General features: G+C 64.4%; 15 protein-coding genes. 11 read left to right on the forward strand and 4 right to left on the reverse strand.

Annotation, left to right across the window (positions count from 1 at the left end; translation table 11 throughout):
* Nucleotides 1-16 precede the first annotated feature (16 nt).
* Both KPL76_RS02960 and KPL76_RS02965 read right to left on the reverse strand, forming a co-directional pair.
* On the reverse strand, nucleotides 17-742 hold the full coding sequence (locus KPL76_RS02960) for a hypothetical protein (RefSeq protein ID WP_216335049.1): 726 nt from the start codon (nucleotides 740-742) through the stop codon (nucleotides 17-19).
* 59 nt (nucleotides 743-801) lie between these two features.
* Nucleotides 802-7,731 carry a PA14 domain-containing protein gene (locus tag KPL76_RS02965; protein WP_216335050.1) on the reverse strand — a complete coding sequence of 2,310 codons (6,930 nt, stop codon included), beginning with the start codon at nucleotides 7,729-7,731 and terminating at the stop codon, nucleotides 802-804.
* Between the two features lie 509 nt (nucleotides 7,732-8,240).
* Between KPL76_RS02965 and KPL76_RS02970 the strand changes: the two genes are divergently transcribed.
* The 4 genes from KPL76_RS02970 (at nucleotide 8,241) to KPL76_RS02985 (ending at nucleotide 11,970) form a co-directional block, all read left to right on the forward strand.
* Nucleotides 8,241-9,074, forward strand: coding sequence for an IS5 family transposase (locus KPL76_RS02970; protein WP_216332239.1), 834 nt, complete (start codon nucleotides 8,241-8,243; stop codon nucleotides 9,072-9,074).
* Between the two features lie 129 nt (nucleotides 9,075-9,203).
* On the forward strand, nucleotides 9,204-10,589 hold the full coding sequence (locus KPL76_RS02975; RefSeq protein WP_216335051.1) for a ferric reductase-like transmembrane domain-containing protein: 1,386 nt from the start codon (nucleotides 9,204-9,206) through the stop codon (nucleotides 10,587-10,589).
* Nucleotides 10,586-11,218 (forward strand): FMN-binding protein, encoded by a 633-nt coding sequence (locus tag KPL76_RS14675; protein ID WP_253202132.1) that lies wholly within the window; start codon nucleotides 10,586-10,588, stop codon nucleotides 11,216-11,218. The genes KPL76_RS02975 and KPL76_RS14675 overlap by 4 nt, the downstream gene beginning before the upstream one ends.
* Nucleotides 11,218-11,970, forward strand: coding sequence for an FAD:protein FMN transferase (locus KPL76_RS02985; RefSeq protein WP_253202133.1), 753 nt, complete (start codon nucleotides 11,218-11,220; stop codon nucleotides 11,968-11,970). Before KPL76_RS14675 ends, KPL76_RS02985 begins: the two co-directional genes overlap by 1 nt.
* 92 nt (nucleotides 11,971-12,062) lie before the next feature.
* Here the strand turns inward: KPL76_RS02985 and KPL76_RS02990 are convergent, their stop codons facing one another.
* Complete coding sequence (locus KPL76_RS02990; protein WP_216335052.1) at nucleotides 12,063-12,803, reverse strand: VIT family protein; 741 nt, start codon at nucleotides 12,801-12,803, stop codon at nucleotides 12,063-12,065.
* An 81-nt stretch (nucleotides 12,804-12,884) separates the two neighbouring features.
* On the opposite strand from KPL76_RS02990, the gene KPL76_RS02995 reads away from it, so the two are divergent.
* From KPL76_RS02995 to KPL76_RS03025, 7 genes are all read left to right on the forward strand, one after another.
* The gene (locus KPL76_RS02995; RefSeq protein ID WP_216335053.1) at nucleotides 12,885-13,553 is read left to right on the forward strand and encodes a response regulator transcription factor; all 669 of its coding nucleotides are present in this window, start codon (nucleotides 12,885-12,887) and stop codon (nucleotides 13,551-13,553) included.
* Nucleotides 13,553-14,812, forward strand: coding sequence for a HAMP domain-containing sensor histidine kinase (locus KPL76_RS03000; protein WP_216335054.1), 1,260 nt, complete (start codon nucleotides 13,553-13,555; stop codon nucleotides 14,810-14,812). The genes KPL76_RS02995 and KPL76_RS03000 overlap by 1 nt, the downstream gene beginning before the upstream one ends.
* 119 nt (nucleotides 14,813-14,931) lie before the next feature.
* A complete protein-coding gene (locus KPL76_RS03005; protein ID WP_216335055.1) occupies nucleotides 14,932-15,273 on the forward strand; it encodes a hypothetical protein in 342 nt (113 codons plus the stop codon).
* Nucleotides 15,273-16,301: an FAD:protein FMN transferase gene (locus tag KPL76_RS03010; RefSeq protein ID WP_216335056.1), complete on the forward strand. Its 1,029-nt coding sequence runs from the start codon at nucleotides 15,273-15,275 to the stop codon at nucleotides 16,299-16,301. The genes KPL76_RS03005 and KPL76_RS03010 overlap by 1 nt, the downstream gene beginning before the upstream one ends.
* Nucleotides 16,294-16,848: a ferric reductase-like transmembrane domain-containing protein gene (locus KPL76_RS03015; protein ID WP_216335057.1), complete on the forward strand. Its 555-nt coding sequence runs from the start codon at nucleotides 16,294-16,296 to the stop codon at nucleotides 16,846-16,848. Before KPL76_RS03010 ends, KPL76_RS03015 begins: the two co-directional genes overlap by 8 nt.
* Nucleotides 16,848-18,098 (forward strand): NADH-ubiquinone oxidoreductase-F iron-sulfur binding region domain-containing protein, encoded by a 1,251-nt coding sequence (locus KPL76_RS03020; protein WP_216335058.1) that lies wholly within the window; start codon nucleotides 16,848-16,850, stop codon nucleotides 18,096-18,098. The genes KPL76_RS03015 and KPL76_RS03020 overlap by 1 nt, the downstream gene beginning before the upstream one ends.
* Nucleotides 18,099-18,116: 18 nt before the next feature.
* Complete coding sequence (locus KPL76_RS03025) at nucleotides 18,117-18,386, forward strand: ferredoxin (protein ID WP_216335059.1); 270 nt, start codon at nucleotides 18,117-18,119, stop codon at nucleotides 18,384-18,386.
* A gap of 24 nt (nucleotides 18,387-18,410) precedes the next feature.
* On the opposite strand, the gene KPL76_RS03030 is transcribed toward KPL76_RS03025, so the two are convergent.
* Nucleotides 18,411-18,866, reverse strand: coding sequence for a DUF2269 family protein (locus KPL76_RS03030; protein ID WP_216335060.1), 456 nt, complete (start codon nucleotides 18,864-18,866; stop codon nucleotides 18,411-18,413).
* Between the last annotated feature and the right edge of the window lie 14 nt (nucleotides 18,867-18,880).

The following is an 18,880-nucleotide window of genomic DNA, read 5'->3' on the forward strand; positions in this document are numbered from 1 at the left end:
ACCGCTCACTTCATAGTCAAGCCACCTTGAGAAGTACGTCCGTGGATAGCTGTGCGAGACGTGAAACTATGGCGCCTGTCAGCACTATTCCAGAGCCCAACCTCCCGGGGCCGAATGAAATGACCAAGTAGCGGCGATCTGGCGAGCTCGACAGCGGTGCCTTTGCGTGATGGGCAGAAGTCGAGACTAAGCCATCTATGGCACTCTCAAATTGTTCTTGTCGAAGTATCGCGTCCGGTTCAGAAATCACGCTTCGATTGCCTCCCGGGATTTCGACGTCTGCACCGATGCGCCTTTCCGCCATATCGAGGACAATTTCGCAACGATCTGGGAGGTCTTCTGCAGTGTTCTCATCCTCGGAACGAAGAACGTCGATGTAGACATCACTGCTCCACCGAGCCCATATTCCTAACAGCTGCGCCGGGAGCACGATCCGCATTCGTCCAGCATCTGGCCAAAGCGAGAACCTCATGTTCACGAGCCCTCCTCGCTCGAGCACCGACTCGGGCGAGAATTTCGTCTTATCCAAAAGCGTCGCGCTTTCCGGCCAAACGTCACTCAACGCAATGGGTACTGATCCACTCCGGAGATACAGAGTCTCAGCATGAAGAGTCACCACTACAGACTCATCCTTCCTAGTGGTCACGTGCTCGGCGCCATGAAGTTCGTTCGGCGTCACTAGCTCGCGATTGGGAAACAAGACTGATGTGACGACGTAGATGCAACTCGAGAGAGAACCCATCCGCCCTTGCCCTTCTGTTTGATCACGCAAAAAGCAATTCGAATGCTTCATCAACTCTCTTATCCCGTTGCTGCGGAAAATGGAAGCGTAATCACTCCCACAATCACGATTACAACGACAGCGACAACGACGCCCACCTGATTCTGATCGACCTTTACTGGGTTATTGGGAAGGCTGGCACTATGAAGGTAGTCATCCAAATTTCCGATTGATTCGCCGTCCCCACCCTTGATTCTTACATCCCCGTTGTCGAGATCAATTTCGACGTCTGGGTTACTTCGTTTGCCGCCAATCACCCCCCCATCTTGCTTGAGACGTTCTATTGCCGAATTGATGTCTCTCACAGGTATTCCCCACCGCTGAGAAACCCTCGACGGACGATCTGTCCAGGAATGGGCCTGCGATATTCCGACTTTGAATTGTGCTGGACTGAACGCGCGCACACCTTGATAGATGCCTCGTGACTTGATCAACGCGGCACGAGATTCGTATGCATCAGGGCTCATGTTCCCGCTGAGGTCAAACTTGTTGATGGGGTCGTTGGGGTAGTTGTAGGCGTTGGCGTTGCCGCCCTCGACCGCGTCAACGCCGAGGAACCTTCCCAAAGCCGCGACGTACTGCCGGGCACCCATCTCGACAGTCGCGATCGAACCCTGGTGCTCGTAGAGTTTGTCGTTGCCGCCCAACCAGCCATAATCCGCAGCCCCCGGCAGCGTGTCAGGTACCGTGCCGTCGCTGGCCGTCGTACCGATGACACCGGTCGCGCTGATCGGTTGACCGTACGGGTCGTACCGGTACACGGATGACCGAACCCCAGCCTGGGTCGCGGTCACCACCGTGTCACCATGAATGTTCGGGTACGACCACACCTGATCACCCGTTGCCGGGATCAGAACGGTGACGCCGCCAGGGAGGGCGAGCATCCGCGACACCGCCGCCGTGCCCTCACGCACCATGATGGGTGAGCTGCCGCCACCGGCGTACAAGTAGAACACCGTACTCGTGCCCGTACCAGCACCCGTGCCGGGAACAACCGTGGTTCGGGAGACGATCCGGTCGGTCTGATCGCGCAGGTACGTCACCGTCGTACCATCCGTGACACCACCGGTCAGCGTCGTCGTCACGTGACGGTTCACCGCGTCATACCCCAGAGTCTGATCAGCCAGGGTCTTCATGTTGCCGTGACTGTCATAGACCAGCTTCGCCGCAGGCAGGGCGGTGTTCGTCGTGTCAGCACCCGACACCGGGTTCGTGACCGTGCTCGAGGTCAACTGATCGGCGTTGTTGTAGCAATACGCCGTCGACGTTGTCACACCACCGAACACATCCGTGAGGCTCGTGCGGTTACCGTCCATGCCCGCCTTCGTGTTCACCCCACACCCGCCGGTCGCGGCGAACCCATAGGTGAGCGTGTGCCCGGCCGTTGACGCTGTGATCAGCCGGCCCGCACCGTCATACCCGTAGGTCGACACGGCAGCGGTCGCCGTACCGTCTTGGGTGCTGTCTTTCAACACCCGGCCCGCCTGCGACCGCGCGACCGTGTCACTGAGGCCCGGCTGGCCGGCAGCGAATGACCACGACAGACCCACCGTCGCACCGACACTGTTACGGGTGATGGCCTGTAACGCCGAACCATTACCTGCGTTGCCGGCACCCGAAGGGTACGACACAGACGTGAGTTGCCCTGTCGCGTCATACGCAGGCACGGCGATCACGTTCGCGCCGTCTTTCACCTGGGTGACCTGCCCGTCGACGTTGAACGTCGCCGACTGCACACTCGCCGTGCCGCCCGCGGGGAGCACCGATGTCGACGTCACCTGGCCGAGCGTGTTGTACGTCGGCGTCGTGACCGTATTCCACACATCGGTGTACGACACTGTACGACCCAGGAGATCGATTGTGGTGCTGATCTTGCCACCTGTCGTCGTGGCCGAGAGCGAGTCATCTGTCGACCATCCAACCAGAGGATTACCGGTCGGCACACCCGCGGCCGAATACGTACCCTCGGCCGTGTACCCGTTCGTCACTGTTCGGATCGTCGTCTGCGCACCGTACGGAGGATACGTCGTCTTGGTCACCTGGCCACGAGCGTTGTAGGTGACACACTGCCACCCCGAATCAGCGGATGCCCGCGACCCGGCAACCCGGCCGAACGCGTCGTACACCACACTCGAGACGATGTTCCCACCGCCCGCAGTCGTCGGCGAAGGAGTCGTCGTGCTCTGCAGCATGCCGTACTGCTTCGTACCCAACGGCACCCCGCACACCGGCGTCGTGAGCGCCGGCGAGAACGACGCCTCATACCCACCGTTATCGGAGTAGTACGCATACGTGTAACCCGCGTTGGCCGCACCCGAAGCAGTGGCTGCGGGCAACGTCTTACCCACCCGACGCTGATACCCGGTCGCTGCAGTCTCGTAGCTTGTCGCCGTCGTGAGGTTCGCACCAGATGGGTCGATTGTTGACGACACTGCCATGCCCAACCAGGGGTTAGACCCGTAGGCCGTCGTCGACGACATGTTAGACACCGCGCCGGCAGCGACACCTGTCGTTCCCGTCGGCACCGTGTCATACGTGACACTGCTCGTCGAAAGACCATAGTCCGGCTTCAACTGCGCAGCCGGGACGACGTTGGAACCGGTGACATCGGGTCGAGTCCAGAACAGCGCGAGTGTGCCCTGCGCGGCCTGGTTGGCGTAGTCCAGCCTGATGGAGACTGTCTTGCCCGCGGTCATCCCCTGCACTGTGCCCACCGTCGACCAGTGTGCGGCAGAGTTGACGTTGTCATCGACGACGAGCACGTTGTCGATCCAGAGGCGCGTGCCATCGTCGGCATAGGTCTTGAACTGGTAGTCGCCGTTTGCCGGGAAGGTGATCGTACCCGTGAGGCGCGCCGACCAGGAGCTCGTCGTTATGGCTGGGATGGGTGCAGTGGTGCCCCAGTCACGGTTGATGTCGCCGGGCATGACGGTGCCCGGAATGCCGAGGCTGTAGCCCTTGGGCACGCCCGTCCAGCCGGGGTTGTCGTAGTAGGCGGCGTTCAAGCCCTGCAGGTTCTCGTCGTACCCGGTGTGAGTGTGCGCGACCGTTGTCGTGCAGGCCGTCGTGGCGGTGCGGTCTGAATTGAAGCACGACGGTGCCGCGGGGCCGTAGCTGTCGGTGACCCGGTCACGATTGTCGTAGACCGTGGTCGACATCAGGCCCTGCGCGTTTGTGGCAGACAGAGTCTGGTCTTTGTCGTTCCAGACGGTTGTCGAGCTCAGCCCCGAGGGGCTGGTAGCGCTCGTGGCGCGGTATGCCGCGTCGAAAGTGACCTTCTGCGCGTGCCCCGTCGTGCCCGTTGTGTTCGGCAATGGCGTGCCAGCGGAGTCGACGACGTCGACGTAGGTCGTGCCGTCGACGGCGGTCACTGACGGGCCGGCCGCGACGGGTGCAACCGCGTAGGTGTACTTCTTGGTCGGTCGGGCCGTTGTGTTTAGGCCGTCGGGTGCGGGAAGTGAAACCTTGATCGCTCGACCGGTTGAGTCATACGTGATGTCTGTTCGGGTGCCGGAGCTGGCGGTGCGGCCCACAACCGCATTGATCCAGTCCCATCCGAGAGGATTTCGTACCGTTATTACTCGCCCAGCTCCGTCGTAGGAGAAGGACGACTTCGCGCCGCCGGGGTTGACGATCGACTCGAGGTAACCGTTTTGATCGTAATGAATATCCGTTGTCTGGGCAGGCACCGAATTCTGCGTGGGGTAGACGATCTGACAGAGCTTCGGGCCCGCGCCTATCGCCGCAGCCGCAGTCAGAGCCGGGTCGCCCGTACAGACGGTCGCGTAGATGAAGGAGACTTCGCGGGCATAGCTCGCAGGAGTCGAACCGACGTTGGTTTGAGACAACCTGTCACTGATCTTGTCGACGGCACCCGTATCCGATCGGAAGGAAACAACTGGGGCCGCGGGTTTGAGCGCTTCTTGCGGGCTCGAGACCTGCACGACTTTTCCCTCAGTGTTGAACAGATAGGTGGTGCCGGCTTCGTCTGTGAGGCTGACCTGCTTGTTCGCATCCAGGCTCAGAATACCCGCCTCCCCGGGTGGGGGCGCGTATCCACCGGCGGCCTTCTTCGTGTACGTGTGAACGCTGCCCGAAGCATCAGTGAGAACGATTGAGGAGTCGGTCACCGCGGCCGAAGAGTAGAAGCCAGACGGCCCTGCGAGTGGTGTCGAGCTCGACCACCCGGTGGGGAGCGTGTTGATGGTGCGGGTGAACCAGCTCGCCGGAACAATCTGCTGCGTGCTGGTCTGGCCCTTCAGGCGCACCCACAGCTTCATCTGGGCGCCGCCCCCGTTTTCGAAGTAGTTCACGGTGATCGGGACTGGCGTTGTAGACAGAGCAGTCGACCCAGCGCCCCACCCGGTTTCGGCCGCCGTGTTCCACTGGTCGACCATCATCGTGCCGTTGACCAGGATCTGGGTTCCGTCATCGCGGTTGTACCCGAATTCGTACTGGGTCGGTGTCGCATCGGGAGACCTGATGAAGCCCGTCCACCGGGCCATGAAATGGTCGTTGTCGACGACCCCTGGTGCCGGAGAACCCGCAGTGCCGTTGCTGCCATCGACCCAGTCGAAGTTGATCGCCGGATCTACCCGGCTGATGACCTTCTTGGCCGCCGCGAAATCCGACGCCGCCCCGGTCGGAGCGGCCGGCATACCGTTGAAATAATCGGCGTTGAGGCCCGCGTTCGAGGGCGCCTGCGAATTGTAGGAGAACGACATTCCCATCGGCCCACCGACCGTTGCGACTGTCGGCGAGGTGAACTGCATGTTCACGTTGCCGTTGGCCAGGTTCACCGTGACCGGGCCAGCCGTATCGGTCGGAGAGGGCCCGCCCGCGCCGATGCGCTTGTTGACGCTGAACTTGTTCACCCAGAACGGGCCGAACGTGCCAGCGCTGTCTTTGGTGAGCACGGTCCAGGAGTACGTGCCGCCATCTTGCAGCGATGTTGCGTCGGGTGGCGTCCACGACGGAGTGACACCGGCAGCGAAGGTCAGCCACGACGAACTCACGACCTGGCCCATCGTTGCATCGGACCCGGTAGTCACGCGGAACTGGTACTGGAAAGCCAAGCCGTTCGGATGCGTTGCGGGAGCGACGGAGAGCATCGGTTGCGTGGTCACCACGACAGCCTTGTCGATCGGTGTGGCGGTGCTCTGGTCGGGATGCGCGGGGTTGTCGGTCGTGAAGCTGTAGACCGGCGTGCTCGGCCACACGGGAGAAGAAGGGTCGGTGTTGAAATAAGCGTCGTGCACCCAGGAACGCCAGTAGTACGTGGTGCCGGGTTGCAACAGATGAGCGGGAATCGTCATCGTGTCATTCGAATACCACCCGGAGTCGTAGATCTTGCTCGCGTCAGGGTCTGCCGTGGTGCCGAGCCGGAAGAGGTGGGCGAGGCCAGCGCCTTCCGGGTCGTACCCACCGTCAACGTGAAGGGAGGGCGTGAACGAGGTGTTCGTTGCTCCGTTGGCGGGGGTGGGCGTGTTTCCCGGGCTCGGGTAGTCCTTGTAATACACGAGCATCTGCAGGTCGGCGTGCTCGTAGGTGAACGTGTTCGGGGTCTCGTCTCCCGCTATGGCCAGGTAGTACCCCGAGACGTGATCGCGAGCCAATTGGTTGAGTCGGTTTGCGAGGCGCATGTCATTCGGATCGGAAGCGCCACTGGTGGCATCGAACCCGACGTTGCCGAGCTGTTCGCCCAAGCTGTCGAAACCCAATTGCGTCGCGTGATAGAGGCCGCCCTGGTGATAACCGGTGCTCGAATCGTTGTATTTGTCGACCGCCGCGACTTCGGCTGCAATGATCTGTTTGCCGAAGAATTGCTCGTAGTTGAAGTGGACCACGGTGCGCCAGACGCCGCCGTTGTTCGAGTTGCCGACTTGGGCACCCGCGTTCACGTTCGTCAGGCCGTTGCTCTTGTACGTATGGGTGTTGTCATTGTCGATGCCTGGAGCGGTCGTCGGGTCGACGGAGACCGGGTAGACCCTTGCAGGGTCATTGAGCCACACCATGCTGGGTTGCATGCTGACCAGGTACTGGTCGCCCTCGCGCAGAAGCGTCATACCCACCGCAGCCTCGGCGTCGGTCTTCTGACCGTCTACGCCAGACGAATCCCACATGCGGGGTGCGGGGATGACGAACTTCACTTCACCCGCTGAATCGGAGAATTCAATGCTGCCTTCGGCGGTCTTCACCGCCGACAGACCGGCGGCGTCGACCTTCCACGTCCAGGCCGTTGCGGCAGCGGGGCGGGAGTTTAGCCGGAGGAGTTCTTTGACGTCGGCTTCGTTCACGTCATAGACCAGGTCAGTGCCCGGGAAGACGTCTTTGTACTCGAGATGGTTCTTGGAATCTGACCATGGCGCGAGATCTCGCTGGAGAACCGAGTGAGCGGCACCCTTCAGGGCGAAGCCGATCGTATTCGAGTCTCTCGTCATCGATACGACGGTCGAATCGTCAGCGTATTGCGAGAACTGCGGGTGCAATGGATTCAGCTCCACCTTCGCACCGCCCTGGCCGAGCCAGGACCACGGCCCGGTCGTTGTCAGATCGGTCTGAATCGGCACCCACGAATTGCTGCTGTCTTGAATGTTGATGGGCGATGTCGAAACCGACGAGATCTTCATGCCGTCGGGGCCGGCATACGTGTTGCTGAATTCGTCGGCCGCGACGACCGTCTTGCCGTTCGGGTCGAAGTTCGACACCGCGGCCGAGGCGTCGACAGGATCCGCCGTTGGTGCAGGCGACGGTTGCACGACCGGTGCGGGATCCGGCGTAGAGGTGTCAGTCGCGCTACCCGGTGACGACGAGATCGGCGGCAACACCGGAGTGTCTGACTGCTCGGCCTGCACGTCGGGCACAACGCTCGAATCAGAAGGGGCCGAAGTCGGATCGGCGGCAGCGACCGGCGACGTGAGACCGACAACGAGCAAGACCGTCAATGTCATAGCAGTGACAACAGACGAAGCGAAACGCATGGACAACACTGACCAACCCCAAACTTACTTCGGCATCCACGCGGTCGCGAAGGAGCCCCCGAGAGTGAAGCTAGAGCAGCGGCAGCGGTGTCGGCAAGTCGGGCAACGCCGCTGTTCCGCCCGTTTTCTTTGGCGCATGGCCCCCTCTCGAGTCACAAAATTCACACCAACATGTGTCGGGGGTTCGCGTTCGATAAGAATTCGCCCAGAAATCCCCGCCACATCAAGGAAGTGCTGGGCAGCGACTTTCTGAAGGAATTCACATAATTGGGTAGATATTTCCAGCAAACTCCAAGGCTAAAAGCCACCCAAAGGCAGAGCGAGATCGCCTCGCCGACACGATGAATACGGATCGGGCTGGGGAGGAGGAGCTAAGAGGTCGCGCCGATAGGTGGTATTTCGGCGTGTTGTCGGCGGGACGGGCACGAGGCCTGTTAATCACGGATGTGTGAATATCTCGTGCGTCAACCGGAGTCCTCGTGCCCGCCGTTCCATCATCGATCATTGAGCCGATCTGGCACCAGTTCGAAGCGCTCATCCCACCGGTAGCTGATGAGCACCCACTCGGCTGCCACCGGCCTCGTGTGCCGGACCGGATCGTGTTCGACAAGCTTGTGCAGGTCCTCGTGCTCGGCGCCGCGTACGTCAAGATCGCCGACAGCAGCTGCTCAGCAACGACAATCCGCCGCCGACGCGACGAATGGATCATGCACGGGGTCTTCGCCGAGCTGGAGCAGATCTGCCTGAACGCCTACGACAAGATGATCGGCCTCGAACTGACAGATCTGTCGGTGGACGGGTGCATCGTGAAAGCACCCTGCGGCGGCGAAGCGGCCGGCCGATCCCCGGTAGACCGCGGGAAGCAGGGCACGAAACGCTCCCTCCTCGTCGACGGGAAAGGCATCCCGCTCGGCTGCGTGATCGCGGGCGCGAATTGTCACGACTCACCCCTGCTGGCGCCCACGCTGGACACGCTGGGCAGGTTCGGATTCGACCTCCCAGAACGGATCACCGTTCACCTGGACGCCGGCTATGACTCTGGCAAGACCCGCGACCTGCTCGACACGCTCGGCTGCGACTACGTCATCAGCAAGAAGGGCACACCCCTGCAGACAGGAGCCCGATGGGTCGTGGAACGCACGAACTCGTGGCACACCCGCGGGTTCCGTAAACTCCAGATCTGCACCGAGGTCCGCACCCGCGTGATCGACGCGTTCATCGCCCTCGCGGCCGCGATCATCACCACCAGACGACTGATCCGCGAAGCCTGGACCCGCTACCGCTGGGACACCCGACCAGACCGACGACCATGACCTAACGGCGCGACCTCTAAGAAAGCTCTAAGTATTCGGCCCTAGCGTGAGGTCAGGGGCACGAACAGGGCTCCGTGACCCTGCGCCACCGCCGCCGCTTCCCCTCCTGCTGCTCATGAAAGGTGCGCTGTGACTGCAATCGTCGCCAGGCGAACCCGCTCGCGCAACTATCGCAAGCGGGCGGCGGCCGCCGACGTCATGGGCGTGCTCTGCTGGGTCTCTGTCGCCGTCTCGATTGCCCTCTATCTGGCGTACGCGGGCACGACCGAGTTCGGCACACCGGCGGGAGCGATCACGGCCCTCGGCATCGTGACGGGGCTGGCCGGCACCGACCTCATTCTGGTGATGCTTGTGCTCGCGGCCCGCGTTCCGTGGGTCGACCGCACAGTGGGCCAGGACCGCGCCATCGCGCTGCACCGCTCGCTCGGCAAGCCCGTTCTGTACCTCTTACTTGCGCACGCTGTGCTGCTGACAATCGGGTACTCGCTCGCCGACCAGACCAACGTCGTGGCCGAGACGATCTCCTTTCTCACGACCAGCAACGACCTTCTCCTTTCCTATGTTGGTCTCGGCCTACTGATAGTCGTGGTCGTGACCTCGGTGATCTCTGTGCGGCGGCACTTTGCCTACGAGGCGTGGCACCTCATCCACCTGCTCAGCTATATCGCCGTGCTCGTGGCGCTGCCCCACCAGCTGAGCATCGGCGGCGTGCTCGCCGAGGGCAATCTTCAACGGGTCTACTGGATCGCGCTGTATGTGATCGCGTTCGGGGCCGTACTCGTCTACCGATTCGCTCTGCCGATCATCCGGTCGGTGCGTCATGACCTGCGGGTGACCGGCGTCGAGACGATCGCGCCGGGCGTGGTGTCGATCCAGCTCTCGGGCAAGCAGCTCGAGAGGCTCGAGGTGAAGGGTGGCCAGTACGCGGTCTGGAGATTCTGGAGCGGCCGCACGTGGTGGCACGCGCACCCCATCTCGTTCTCGGCGATGCCGACGGCGAACTCGGCCCGCATCACCGTGCGCGACCTGGGTAAGGGCACTGCTCGAATCAGCCGGTTGCGCCCGGGGACCTTCGTGTCGATCGAGGGGCCGTACGGCGTCTTCACCGACACCGCCAGAACGGCACCGTACCTGGCCGTGATCACCGCCGGGATCGGAATCACCCCGGTTCGCGCGATGCTCGAGCACGCCCGGCTGCGCGCGGGCGAGGCGACGATTCTGCTGCGCGCCTCAGACGAATCGCAGCAGTACCTCTGGAACGAGATCGCCACGCTCGCGACGAATTCGGGGTCTGCGGCGTTCTCGATGGTCGGCAAGCGGCCGCACCAGGCGCAGACGTGGATGTCGGCGTCGGCATACGCCAATGGTGTGTCGCTCGAATCGGTCTTCCCGCAGTTGCACGAATCCGACCTCTATATCTGCGGGCCCCAGAACTGGGCCGACCTGGTGGTTCGGGATGCCCGTGCAGCCGGGCTACCCGCCCGGCAGATTCACCTGGAAAGGTTCGATTCGTGAGAAAGAGAGCGGTTTTCGGGTCGATCGTGTCATCGGCGGCCGTGCTGGCCGTCGGCTGGCAGATCGGTGTTCACGACACAGCGACCACCACGCTCTCGGATGCTGCGCCCGTGTCAGCGGGGAGCACGCCGAGGGCAAGCGCCACGCCGAGCACCTCACCGACCGTTGCGCCCAAAGCCACCCCTACGCCGACGCCCGCGCAGACCGCTGGGCCGGCGACGCCGGCAACTGCTGCCGCGACACCGAGCGCTGCGGCAGCGGCTCCCGCTGCACCCGCCGACCCTGCGCCAGCTGCAGCAGCACCTGCTCCAGCCGCACCCGCCCCGGCTCCCGCCCCCGCTCCCCCTGCGGTCGATCAGAACTTCACCGGCTCGCTGATCAGCACGCGGTACGGCACGATCCAGGTGCAGATCACCGTGAACAGCGGAAAGATCACCGATGTCACGGCACTGAAACTGACCGACGACGGCGGGCGATCGGTGCAGATCAGCGCACGGGCCGCTCCGGTGTTGCGAAGTGAAGTACTGTCTGCCCAGTCGGCGAACGTCGCATCGGTGAGCGGGGCGACCTACACGAGCGATGGGTACCTCCAGTCGGTACAGTCTGCCCTCGACCAGGCCGGGCTCTGATGCAACACGTCTTCGAGACGATGGGCACGGTGGTGAGCCTGCGTTTCGACGAGCGCACCGTCGCGCGCTCGGTTCTCGACGACGTCGAGCACGTCTTCAGAACGGCCGACACGACCTTCAGCCTCTACAACCCCGCCTCAGAACTCTCGCGGATCGCGTGCGGTGAGCTGACGCTGGCACACAGCAGCGAAGCGGTGCGCGACGCCTACGAACGTGCAGTGCACTGGCGCAACGCCACGGGTGGGGCCTTCACCGCGCATCGGCCAGACGGAGTGATCGACCTCTCGGGCATCGTCAAGGCGCTGGCGATCGAGGCCGCGGGCGAGATTCTCGATGCGGCCGGCAGCGCTGGCTGGCTGCTCAACGCGGGCGGCGACGTACTGGCCCGCGTCGGCAGCGAGGGTGATGGCCGAGCCTGGCGAGTGGGCATCGTCGACCCCCTCGATCGCTCGGCGCTGCTCTGCAGTTTCGAACTCGACGAGACCCGCGCAGCCCTGGCGACCTCGGGAACCGCCGAACGCGGTGAGCACGTCTGGCGAACGGATGCCCGGCAGAGCTTCAGCCAGGTCTCCGTTCTCGCCTCAGACATCGTCACAGCCGACGTTCTGGCGACGGCCATTCTCTCGGGTGGGCAGCAGACCCTCGACCACGCGACGGCGCAGTTCGGCGTAGAGGCGCTGACGGTCGACGCGAACGGTGAGCTTCTGATCACACCGTGGTTGCGTAACGCCGTTTCAGCTGTACGTCACTGAGCATGAATGCCCTCCACCTGACTCTGGCCACCGCCATCCGCCCGAGCGTCAGACCCGCGACGAACCCCTATGGCGTGCGCGTCAGTCGTCGATCAGACCGCGCCGGTCGTACCGAGCAGCAGGCCGATGCCGAACGTTGCGACGAGCGCCGCCGCGCCGCCGATCACCACGCGGAAGGTGGCCCGCAGAACCGGGCTCCCGCCGAGGCGGGCACCCATGATGCCCGTGGCCGCGAGCGCCAGGATCACCGCAACGAACGTGACGGGCACTCGAATGTTCTCCGGGGGCAACAGGATCGCCAGGAACGGCAGGATCGCGCCGATGATGAAGGCCAGCGCCGAGGCGCCGGCAGCAGCCCACGGGCTCGCGACATCGGCTTCGTCGATGTTGAGTTCCATCGACAGATGCGCGCGGAGAGCATCTTTCGCCGTCAGCTCGTTCGCCACCCTCATGGCCGTGTCGGCCGACAGCCCCTCGGCTCGGTAGAGGGCGGCAAGCTCCTCGAGCTCGCCTTCGGGGTCTTCGAGGAGCTCTTTTCGCTCCTTGGCGATGAGGGCGTGCTGGCTGTCGCGCTGGCTGCTGACCGAGACGTACTCACCGAGAGCCATCGAGATGGCACCACCGACGAGGCCAGCGGTTCCCGCCGCGAGAATCGCGGGGGTCGAAGCGCCGGCACCGGCGACACCGACCACGATCGCAGCGACGGAGACGATGCCGTCGTTCGCGCCGAGAACGCCCGCGCGAAGCCAGTTCAGGCGCCCCGCCATGCTGCTGGTGTGCGGCTCGTTGGGTTGCTGGCTGAACGCGGATTGCTCGGCAGATGCGGTCGTCATGACTCAAACGATAGACAGGACTCCGCCCCGGCGCTAGGGTGGCAAGCCTTACCTCACGAGCAGGCTCCCTATACTTCGAGCATGAAACATCAGCCGCGAATCCTTGTTGTGGAAGACGACGCTCGGCTGAACGCGATGCTCAGCGAGCTGCTGGCCAGTGAGGGGTACGACGTGGTTTCGGCGCGCGACGGCCAGCGCGCCCTGCACGAAGGCCTCACGCAGCCCTTCGTCCTCTTCTTGTTCGACCGGGGCCTCCCTCTCATCGAGGGGCTGGATGTTCTCACCAAGCTCCGGCACAGCGGAGTACTCACCCCGACGCTCATCCTCTCGGCCCTCGGCAACCCCGCCGACCGGGTGGAGGGGCTCGACAGGGGTGCAGAGGACTACCTCGCCAAGCCCTTCGACATCGACGAACTGCTCGCTCGGCTTCGTTCCCTTCTGCGCCGCCACGAGACCACGGTGCCCACGTTGAGGGTGCCCGGCGGCACCCTCGAAACCGAAGCCCGCACCGTCTCTCTTGTCTCCGGCGAGGTCGTCGCGCTGTCGGAGCGCGAAGCCGACCTGCTCGAGAGACTGGCACGCAGACCCGAGCGGGTTTTCGAGCGCGTCGATCTGCTCGACTCCGTCTTTCCTGACGCAGACGACGAGGGCGTCGTCGACACGTACGTTCACTACCTGCGCAAGAAGCTCGGCCGCAGCTGCATCGTCACGGTTCGCGGCATCGGCTACCGGCTCGGGAGTGTGTCGTGATGGCGAAACTCCGAAAGACGCGGAGCACCACTGGGCAGAGCATGTCCAGGCGCGACCGCGCCGACCTGCGGCGGGCAGCGCTTCGGCTCGCCCTGCAGTTCACGGCTCTGATCGTGGTGCTGTTCGTTGCCATGGGCGGGCTGCTCTACTTCATCGTCAGTACGAGCCAGTCCGAATCCGACCAACGCACACTCGCCGACGCTGGCCACTCCCTGTCGACCGACGACGGCTCAGGCGTGCTGCTGGCTATCTACGCCGGCGGCCGTCTGCAGGTTTCACGAGACATGCCAGCGGGCCTGCCCGACACGGATGCGATCAGCCAGGTCGCTGCCGAAGGCGGGGTCCTCCAGAAACAGGTCTCGAGCGAGGGCCACACCTACGCTGTGCGCACGGCCAAAGACTCCGACGGAGACCGCGTGATCCAGGTGGCGATCGACCAGAGGGAGAATCAGGAGGAGCTGCAACGCCTGCTCATCGCCCTGGTGATTGCAGGCGTGGTGGCGAGCGCCGCAGCTGGAGTCATCTCGGCACTCATGGCCCGTCGCTCGATGCGGCCCCTCGCCGAGGCGCTCGCACTTCAGCGGAGGTTCGTGGCCGATGCCAGCCACGAACTGCGAACTCCGCTCACGCTGCTCAGTACCCGGGCCCAACTGCTGAAGCGAACCCTGCACAACGCTCCTTCGGGCGACGGCCCGGCAACCTCTGCCGCAGTCGACGAGATCGTGCAGGATTCCCGGATGCTCTCGGAGATACTCGAAGACCTGTTGATTGCCGCCGATCCGCGTGAGACGACTGAGCAGCAGCCCCTGAATCTCGTCGAAGCGGGCACAATCGCAATCGCCGCGCTGCAGGCGGATGCTGCGGGCCGGGGCATGACGCTCACCATCACCTCATCGCAGCCGACCATCACCGTGGCCGGCACTGCCGTATCGATTCACCGGCTGTTCACCGCGCTGGTCTCGAACGCGCTGGACCACGCCGAATCGGCTGTCACGGTGACAGTCGCCGTGCAAGCCAAGGAAGCTGTGGTGACTGTCACAGACGACGGGCCCGGCTTCGGCTCCGATATCAATGACCGCGCCTTCGAACGGTTCGCGAGCTCTCGAGAGAAGACTCCTGACGACGAACAGCCCCGGCACTACGGCCTCGGGTTGGCACTCGTCGCCGACGTAGCCGCCCGCCACGGCGGGAGTGTGAGCATCGAGCCTCCCGTTCCCGGCAGCGGTGCCACCGTCGTCGTTCGCTTTCCCCTTGCCTGAGCGTTTCCGGTGAAACCCTGAAAGACGCCGCCGGTTAGAGCAATGTCTAAGAAAGCTGGAAGAAACGTCGGGGATCGTAGAGATAGTCACGAACTTCTCCCTACGAAATGAGGCGCACAATGAGCATCCGATCCACTGGCAAGCGCCGCGCACTGGGAATCACTGCCGCCGTCGGCATCGGGAGCTTCGCCGTCACAGCGGTCGGCTCTGCGGTGCTCTGGACCGCGACCACCGCAGAGAAGGCGCAGGCGAGCGTCGCGCAGCCGGCCCAGACCTCGGCCCCGGCGGCCACCACCGCACCCGCCCCTGCCGCAACTGTCGCCCCCGGCACGGTGCAGCCCGCACCTGCGCAAGCCGCACCCGCCCAGCCCGCTCCCGTGCAGCAGGCCCCCGTTCAGCAAGCGCCTGTGCAGCAGGCTCCCGTTCAGCAGGCCCCGCAAGCGAAATCCTCGGGCTCCTGATGCCGACGGCACACGCGGAATGGGAGCTCTGGAGTACCGGCGCCTCCGTCGTCGTCACAGACCCTGAACTGCTCGAGCAGGCCACCGCCATCGTGCACGAGGTCACCGGCCTCGTCGACGACGCCTGCAGCAGGTTCCGTACCGACTCCGAGATCTCGCTCCTCGCCCCGATGCTCCCGGCGGGCACCGACGTCAGCGATACCCTCGCAGCGCTCGTCGCCGCAGCCCTCGACGCAGCCGAGCAGACCGATGGTGCGGTCGACCCGACACTCGGCAACGACCTCATCGCGCTCGGCTACGACACCGACATCGATCTCGTTCGTGCCCGCGATCGGGCCCGTGATCTGGATGCCCGCGGCGACGATGCCCACACAGCCCTGCCTGCGCCGGCCCCCTTCACGCCGGTCATCACGACCGTGACAACCGTGCGCACGCCGGGCTACAAGCGCGTCACCCTCACCGGCTCGCACCTCACCGTGCCGCAAGACCTCCTGCTCGACCTCGGCGCCACCGCGAAGGCCGTCGCTGCCGACGGCGCGGCCGCCCGCATTGCCGACGAACTCGGCTGTGGCGCCCTGGTCTGCCTCGGCGGCGACATCGCCACGGCAGGAACAGCTCCCGACGGCGGCTGGCAGATCGAAGTACAGGACCTGCCGGAAGACCCCCGCCAACAGGTCACCCTCGCCGGCGGCTTCGGCATGGCGACGTCGAGTACGCAGAAGCGCCGATGGGCGACCAACGGAAGCCAGGTACACCACATTCTCGACCCTCGGCTCGGGCTGCCCGTCGTCGCCGTCTGGCGCAGCGTGACGGTGGTCGCCGAAAGCTGCCTCGCAGCAAACGCCTTGAGCACGGCTGCGGTCGTGAAGGGCCAGGGTGCGACCGAGTGGCTCACGGGCATCCATGCCGATGCACGGCTCATCGACCAGGCCGGCCGCACCATCACGACCGGCTCGTGGCCCGCCGCAGACGACGATGCACAGACCGCACAGACCGCACAGACAGAAGAACTGGTGAACCATGGATGAGGCACTCTGGGCTTTCGGCCGCGCCAGTGGCGTCGTCGCCCTCATCCTCTTCACGGCGTCGATCGTGCTCGGCATCATCACGCGATCGGGTCGTCTGCTACCGGGCCTGCCGCGCTTCTCGGTGACCCTGGTTCACCGCAACGTGTCGCTCGTGGGCAGCGTGTTCATTCTGCTGCACGTGGGCTCGCTGCTGCTCGACTCGTACGCCAAGCTCAACGTGACCGATATTCTCGTGCCGTTCATTGGCTCGTACAAGCCGTTCTGGCAGGGTCTCGGCACCGTGGCTGTCGACCTGCTGATCGCCATCATCGTCACCAGCCTGCTGCGGCAACGCCTCGGCGTGAAGGTGTTCAGGGCGGTGCACTGGTTCAGCTACGCCATGTGGCCGATCGCCATGGTTCACTCCATCGGCAACGGCACCGACGGCACCAGCAGCTGGTTCCTGCTGCTCGCCGCGGTCTGCACGCTGGCCGTGGGCACCGCCCTCATCTGGCGACTGTCGTCCCGTTTTGTCGAATCCGCCCGACTCCGCCAAGAAAGCGCCTGATGTCTGCCACCCGCTCAGTGCCTGTCGTGCAGGCCGTCACGCCTCCCGCGACGACCAACCGTCTCTTCGTCGCCGGCGCCGCAGCCAGCCACGCTGCTCATCTGCGCAGCTACGGGCCGCTCGCCACCGAGACGATCACCAACACCCTGCTCGTGGCTCTCGAGGCGTCGGGGCTCACCGGCCGCGGCGGCGCCGGCTTCGCCACCTGGCGCAAGCTCGCCGCTGCCGACGAAGCCCGGGCAGACCGGGTACTGCGCAGCAGCCCGATCGTGATCGCCAACGGCGCTGAGGGCGAACCCCGCAGCACCAAAGACGCTACCCTGCTGCAGAATTCGCCCCACCTCGTGATCGACGGGCTGCTGGCGACCGCGTCAGCCATCAAGGCATCGCAGGTGTACCTCTATACCGTGGCCGAGAACTTTCGAGCAGTGCAGCACGCACTGAATGAGCGACCGGATGCCCGGCACATCGTGCTCGTCGAAGCCGCCGAATCGTTCATCTCCGGCGAGGCGAGCGCTGTGGTCAACGCCATCGAGAACGGCATCGCGCTGCCGACCGACCGCATCAGGCGACTCAGCGACTCGGGTCTCAAGAAGCGGCCCACGATCGTTCAGAACGTCGAGACACTCGCCCACATCGCCCTCATCGCGCGCTACGGGGCACGCTGGTTCCGCAGTATCGGCAGCGATCGTGACCCCGGCACCCGTCTCGTCACCGTGTCAGGAGACGTGCAGCACGAAGGCGTCACCGAGGTTGCGGGCGACACTCCTCTGCGTGACATTCTCGCCACGCGCGGGGTCGACCGCTCGAACGTTCTCGCCGTGCTCGTAGGGGGCTACCACGGCACCTGGGTCGCTGCAGACAACCTCGGAGTGGAACTCTCGGCTGCGGCGCTCGCCCCGCTCGGCGGGCACCCCGGCGCCGGAGTTCTTTATGTTCTGAGCAAGCAGCGCTGCGGGCTCCAGGCGACCGCCGACATCGTGCAGTACCTGGCGAACGAGTCCGCGCGCCAGTGCGGGCCATGCATGTTCGGGCTGCCCGCCATGGCAGGCGTATTGACCCGCATCGCCTCCGGGCATCGGGACCCCAACCTGCGACGGGAGCTCCGTGAGCTCAGCGACACGGTCGCCGGCCGCGGTTCATGCCACCACCCCGACGGCACGGCCCGTCTCGCGTTGAGTGCGCTGTCGGTGTTCGCCGACGACGCCAACCACCACCTGTCGGGTCGCTGCACCCGGCAGTCACGCTAGAAGAAGGGAACGACGATCATGGCCGCACGAACACTCGGCTCGACCGGAACACGCCCTCCTGCCGCCCGGCTGCACATCGACTGGACCAGGTGCGACGGCCGCGGGCTCTGCACAGAGCTTCTCCCCCGCGAGCTGACGCGCGATCGCTGGGGCTACCCGCTGGCGACGAAATCGGCTTCGCGGTCAGACGTCGGAATCGGCGAGAGCAGTCTCGACGCCGCCAACGACGCAGTGGCGCTCTGCCCCAAGCTCGCCCTGACACTCATCCCCACCGGCAAGACCGGCTGACAAGCGCAGTAGCTCAGCCAGAGATCAGGGCTTGGCGACCATCAGCACGGTGATGACCACGAGCAGCAGCGTCGAGATGCCCGAGCCCATGGCGATGCGCGAGTACCCCGCCGGCTTGGCGGCGGCGACTACTGTGCCGTCGCCTGCGACTGCGGGGGCCTCGCCCGCAATTCGCAGCGCCGGAACGACGACGAACATGGTCAGCACGAACGCGACGACGTAGAGCACGATCGAGAGCCACACCCAGGTGTCAGAGAACGAGAAGTTGTCTGTGGGGTCGCTCATGCCGAGCGCGCCGAAGCCGAGCACGACGATGATCAGCGAGAGCCAGCTGAGCAGCGAAGTCGACTTCGCAAGACTGGCCGCCTGGACGGTGTTGCCCTCACGGACTGCGCGAAGCCCCACCATGGGCAGAATGGCCAGCGGCCCGGCGATGAAGACGGCGGCGACAACGTGCAGGGTCATGAAGATGATTGACATGTTCGAACCTTATC

It is taken from the genome of Subtercola sp. PAMC28395 (assembly GCF_018889995.1).
Classification (GTDB): domain Bacteria; phylum Actinomycetota; class Actinomycetes; order Actinomycetales; family Microbacteriaceae; genus Subtercola.

Excerpts from the sequence above, each read along its gene's own strand:
- KPL76_RS02965 (WP_216335050.1), bottom strand. The coding sequence starts at position 7,731 with ATGACATTGACGGTCTTGCTCGTTGTCGGTCTCACGTCGCCGGTCGCT.
- KPL76_RS02960 (WP_216335049.1), bottom strand. The coding sequence starts at position 742 with ATGGGTTCTCTCTCGAGTTGCATCTACGTCGTCACATCAGTCTTGTTT.
- KPL76_RS03015 (WP_216335057.1), top strand. The coding sequence starts at position 16,294 with ATGGATGAGGCACTCTGGGCTTTCGGCCGCGCCAGTGGCGTCGTCGCC.
- KPL76_RS03005 (WP_216335055.1), top strand. The coding sequence starts at position 14,932 with ATGAGCATCCGATCCACTGGCAAGCGCCGCGCACTGGGAATCACTGCC.
- KPL76_RS03020 (WP_216335058.1), top strand. The coding sequence starts at position 16,848 with ATGTCTGCCACCCGCTCAGTGCCTGTCGTGCAGGCCGTCACGCCTCCC.
- KPL76_RS03025 (WP_216335059.1), top strand. The coding sequence starts at position 18,117 with ATGGCCGCACGAACACTCGGCTCGACCGGAACACGCCCTCCTGCCGCC.
- KPL76_RS03030 (WP_216335060.1), bottom strand. The coding sequence starts at position 18,866 with ATGTCAATCATCTTCATGACCCTGCACGTTGTCGCCGCCGTCTTCATC.
- KPL76_RS02995 (WP_216335053.1), top strand. The coding sequence starts at position 12,885 with ATGAAACATCAGCCGCGAATCCTTGTTGTGGAAGACGACGCTCGGCTG.
- KPL76_RS03000 (WP_216335054.1), top strand. The coding sequence starts at position 13,553 with ATGGCGAAACTCCGAAAGACGCGGAGCACCACTGGGCAGAGCATGTCC.
- KPL76_RS02985 (WP_253202133.1), top strand. The coding sequence starts at position 11,218 with ATGCAACACGTCTTCGAGACGATGGGCACGGTGGTGAGCCTGCGTTTC.
- KPL76_RS02990 (WP_216335052.1), bottom strand. The coding sequence starts at position 12,803 with ATGACGACCGCATCTGCCGAGCAATCCGCGTTCAGCCAGCAACCCAAC.
- KPL76_RS03010 (WP_216335056.1), top strand. The coding sequence starts at position 15,273 with ATGCCGACGGCACACGCGGAATGGGAGCTCTGGAGTACCGGCGCCTCC.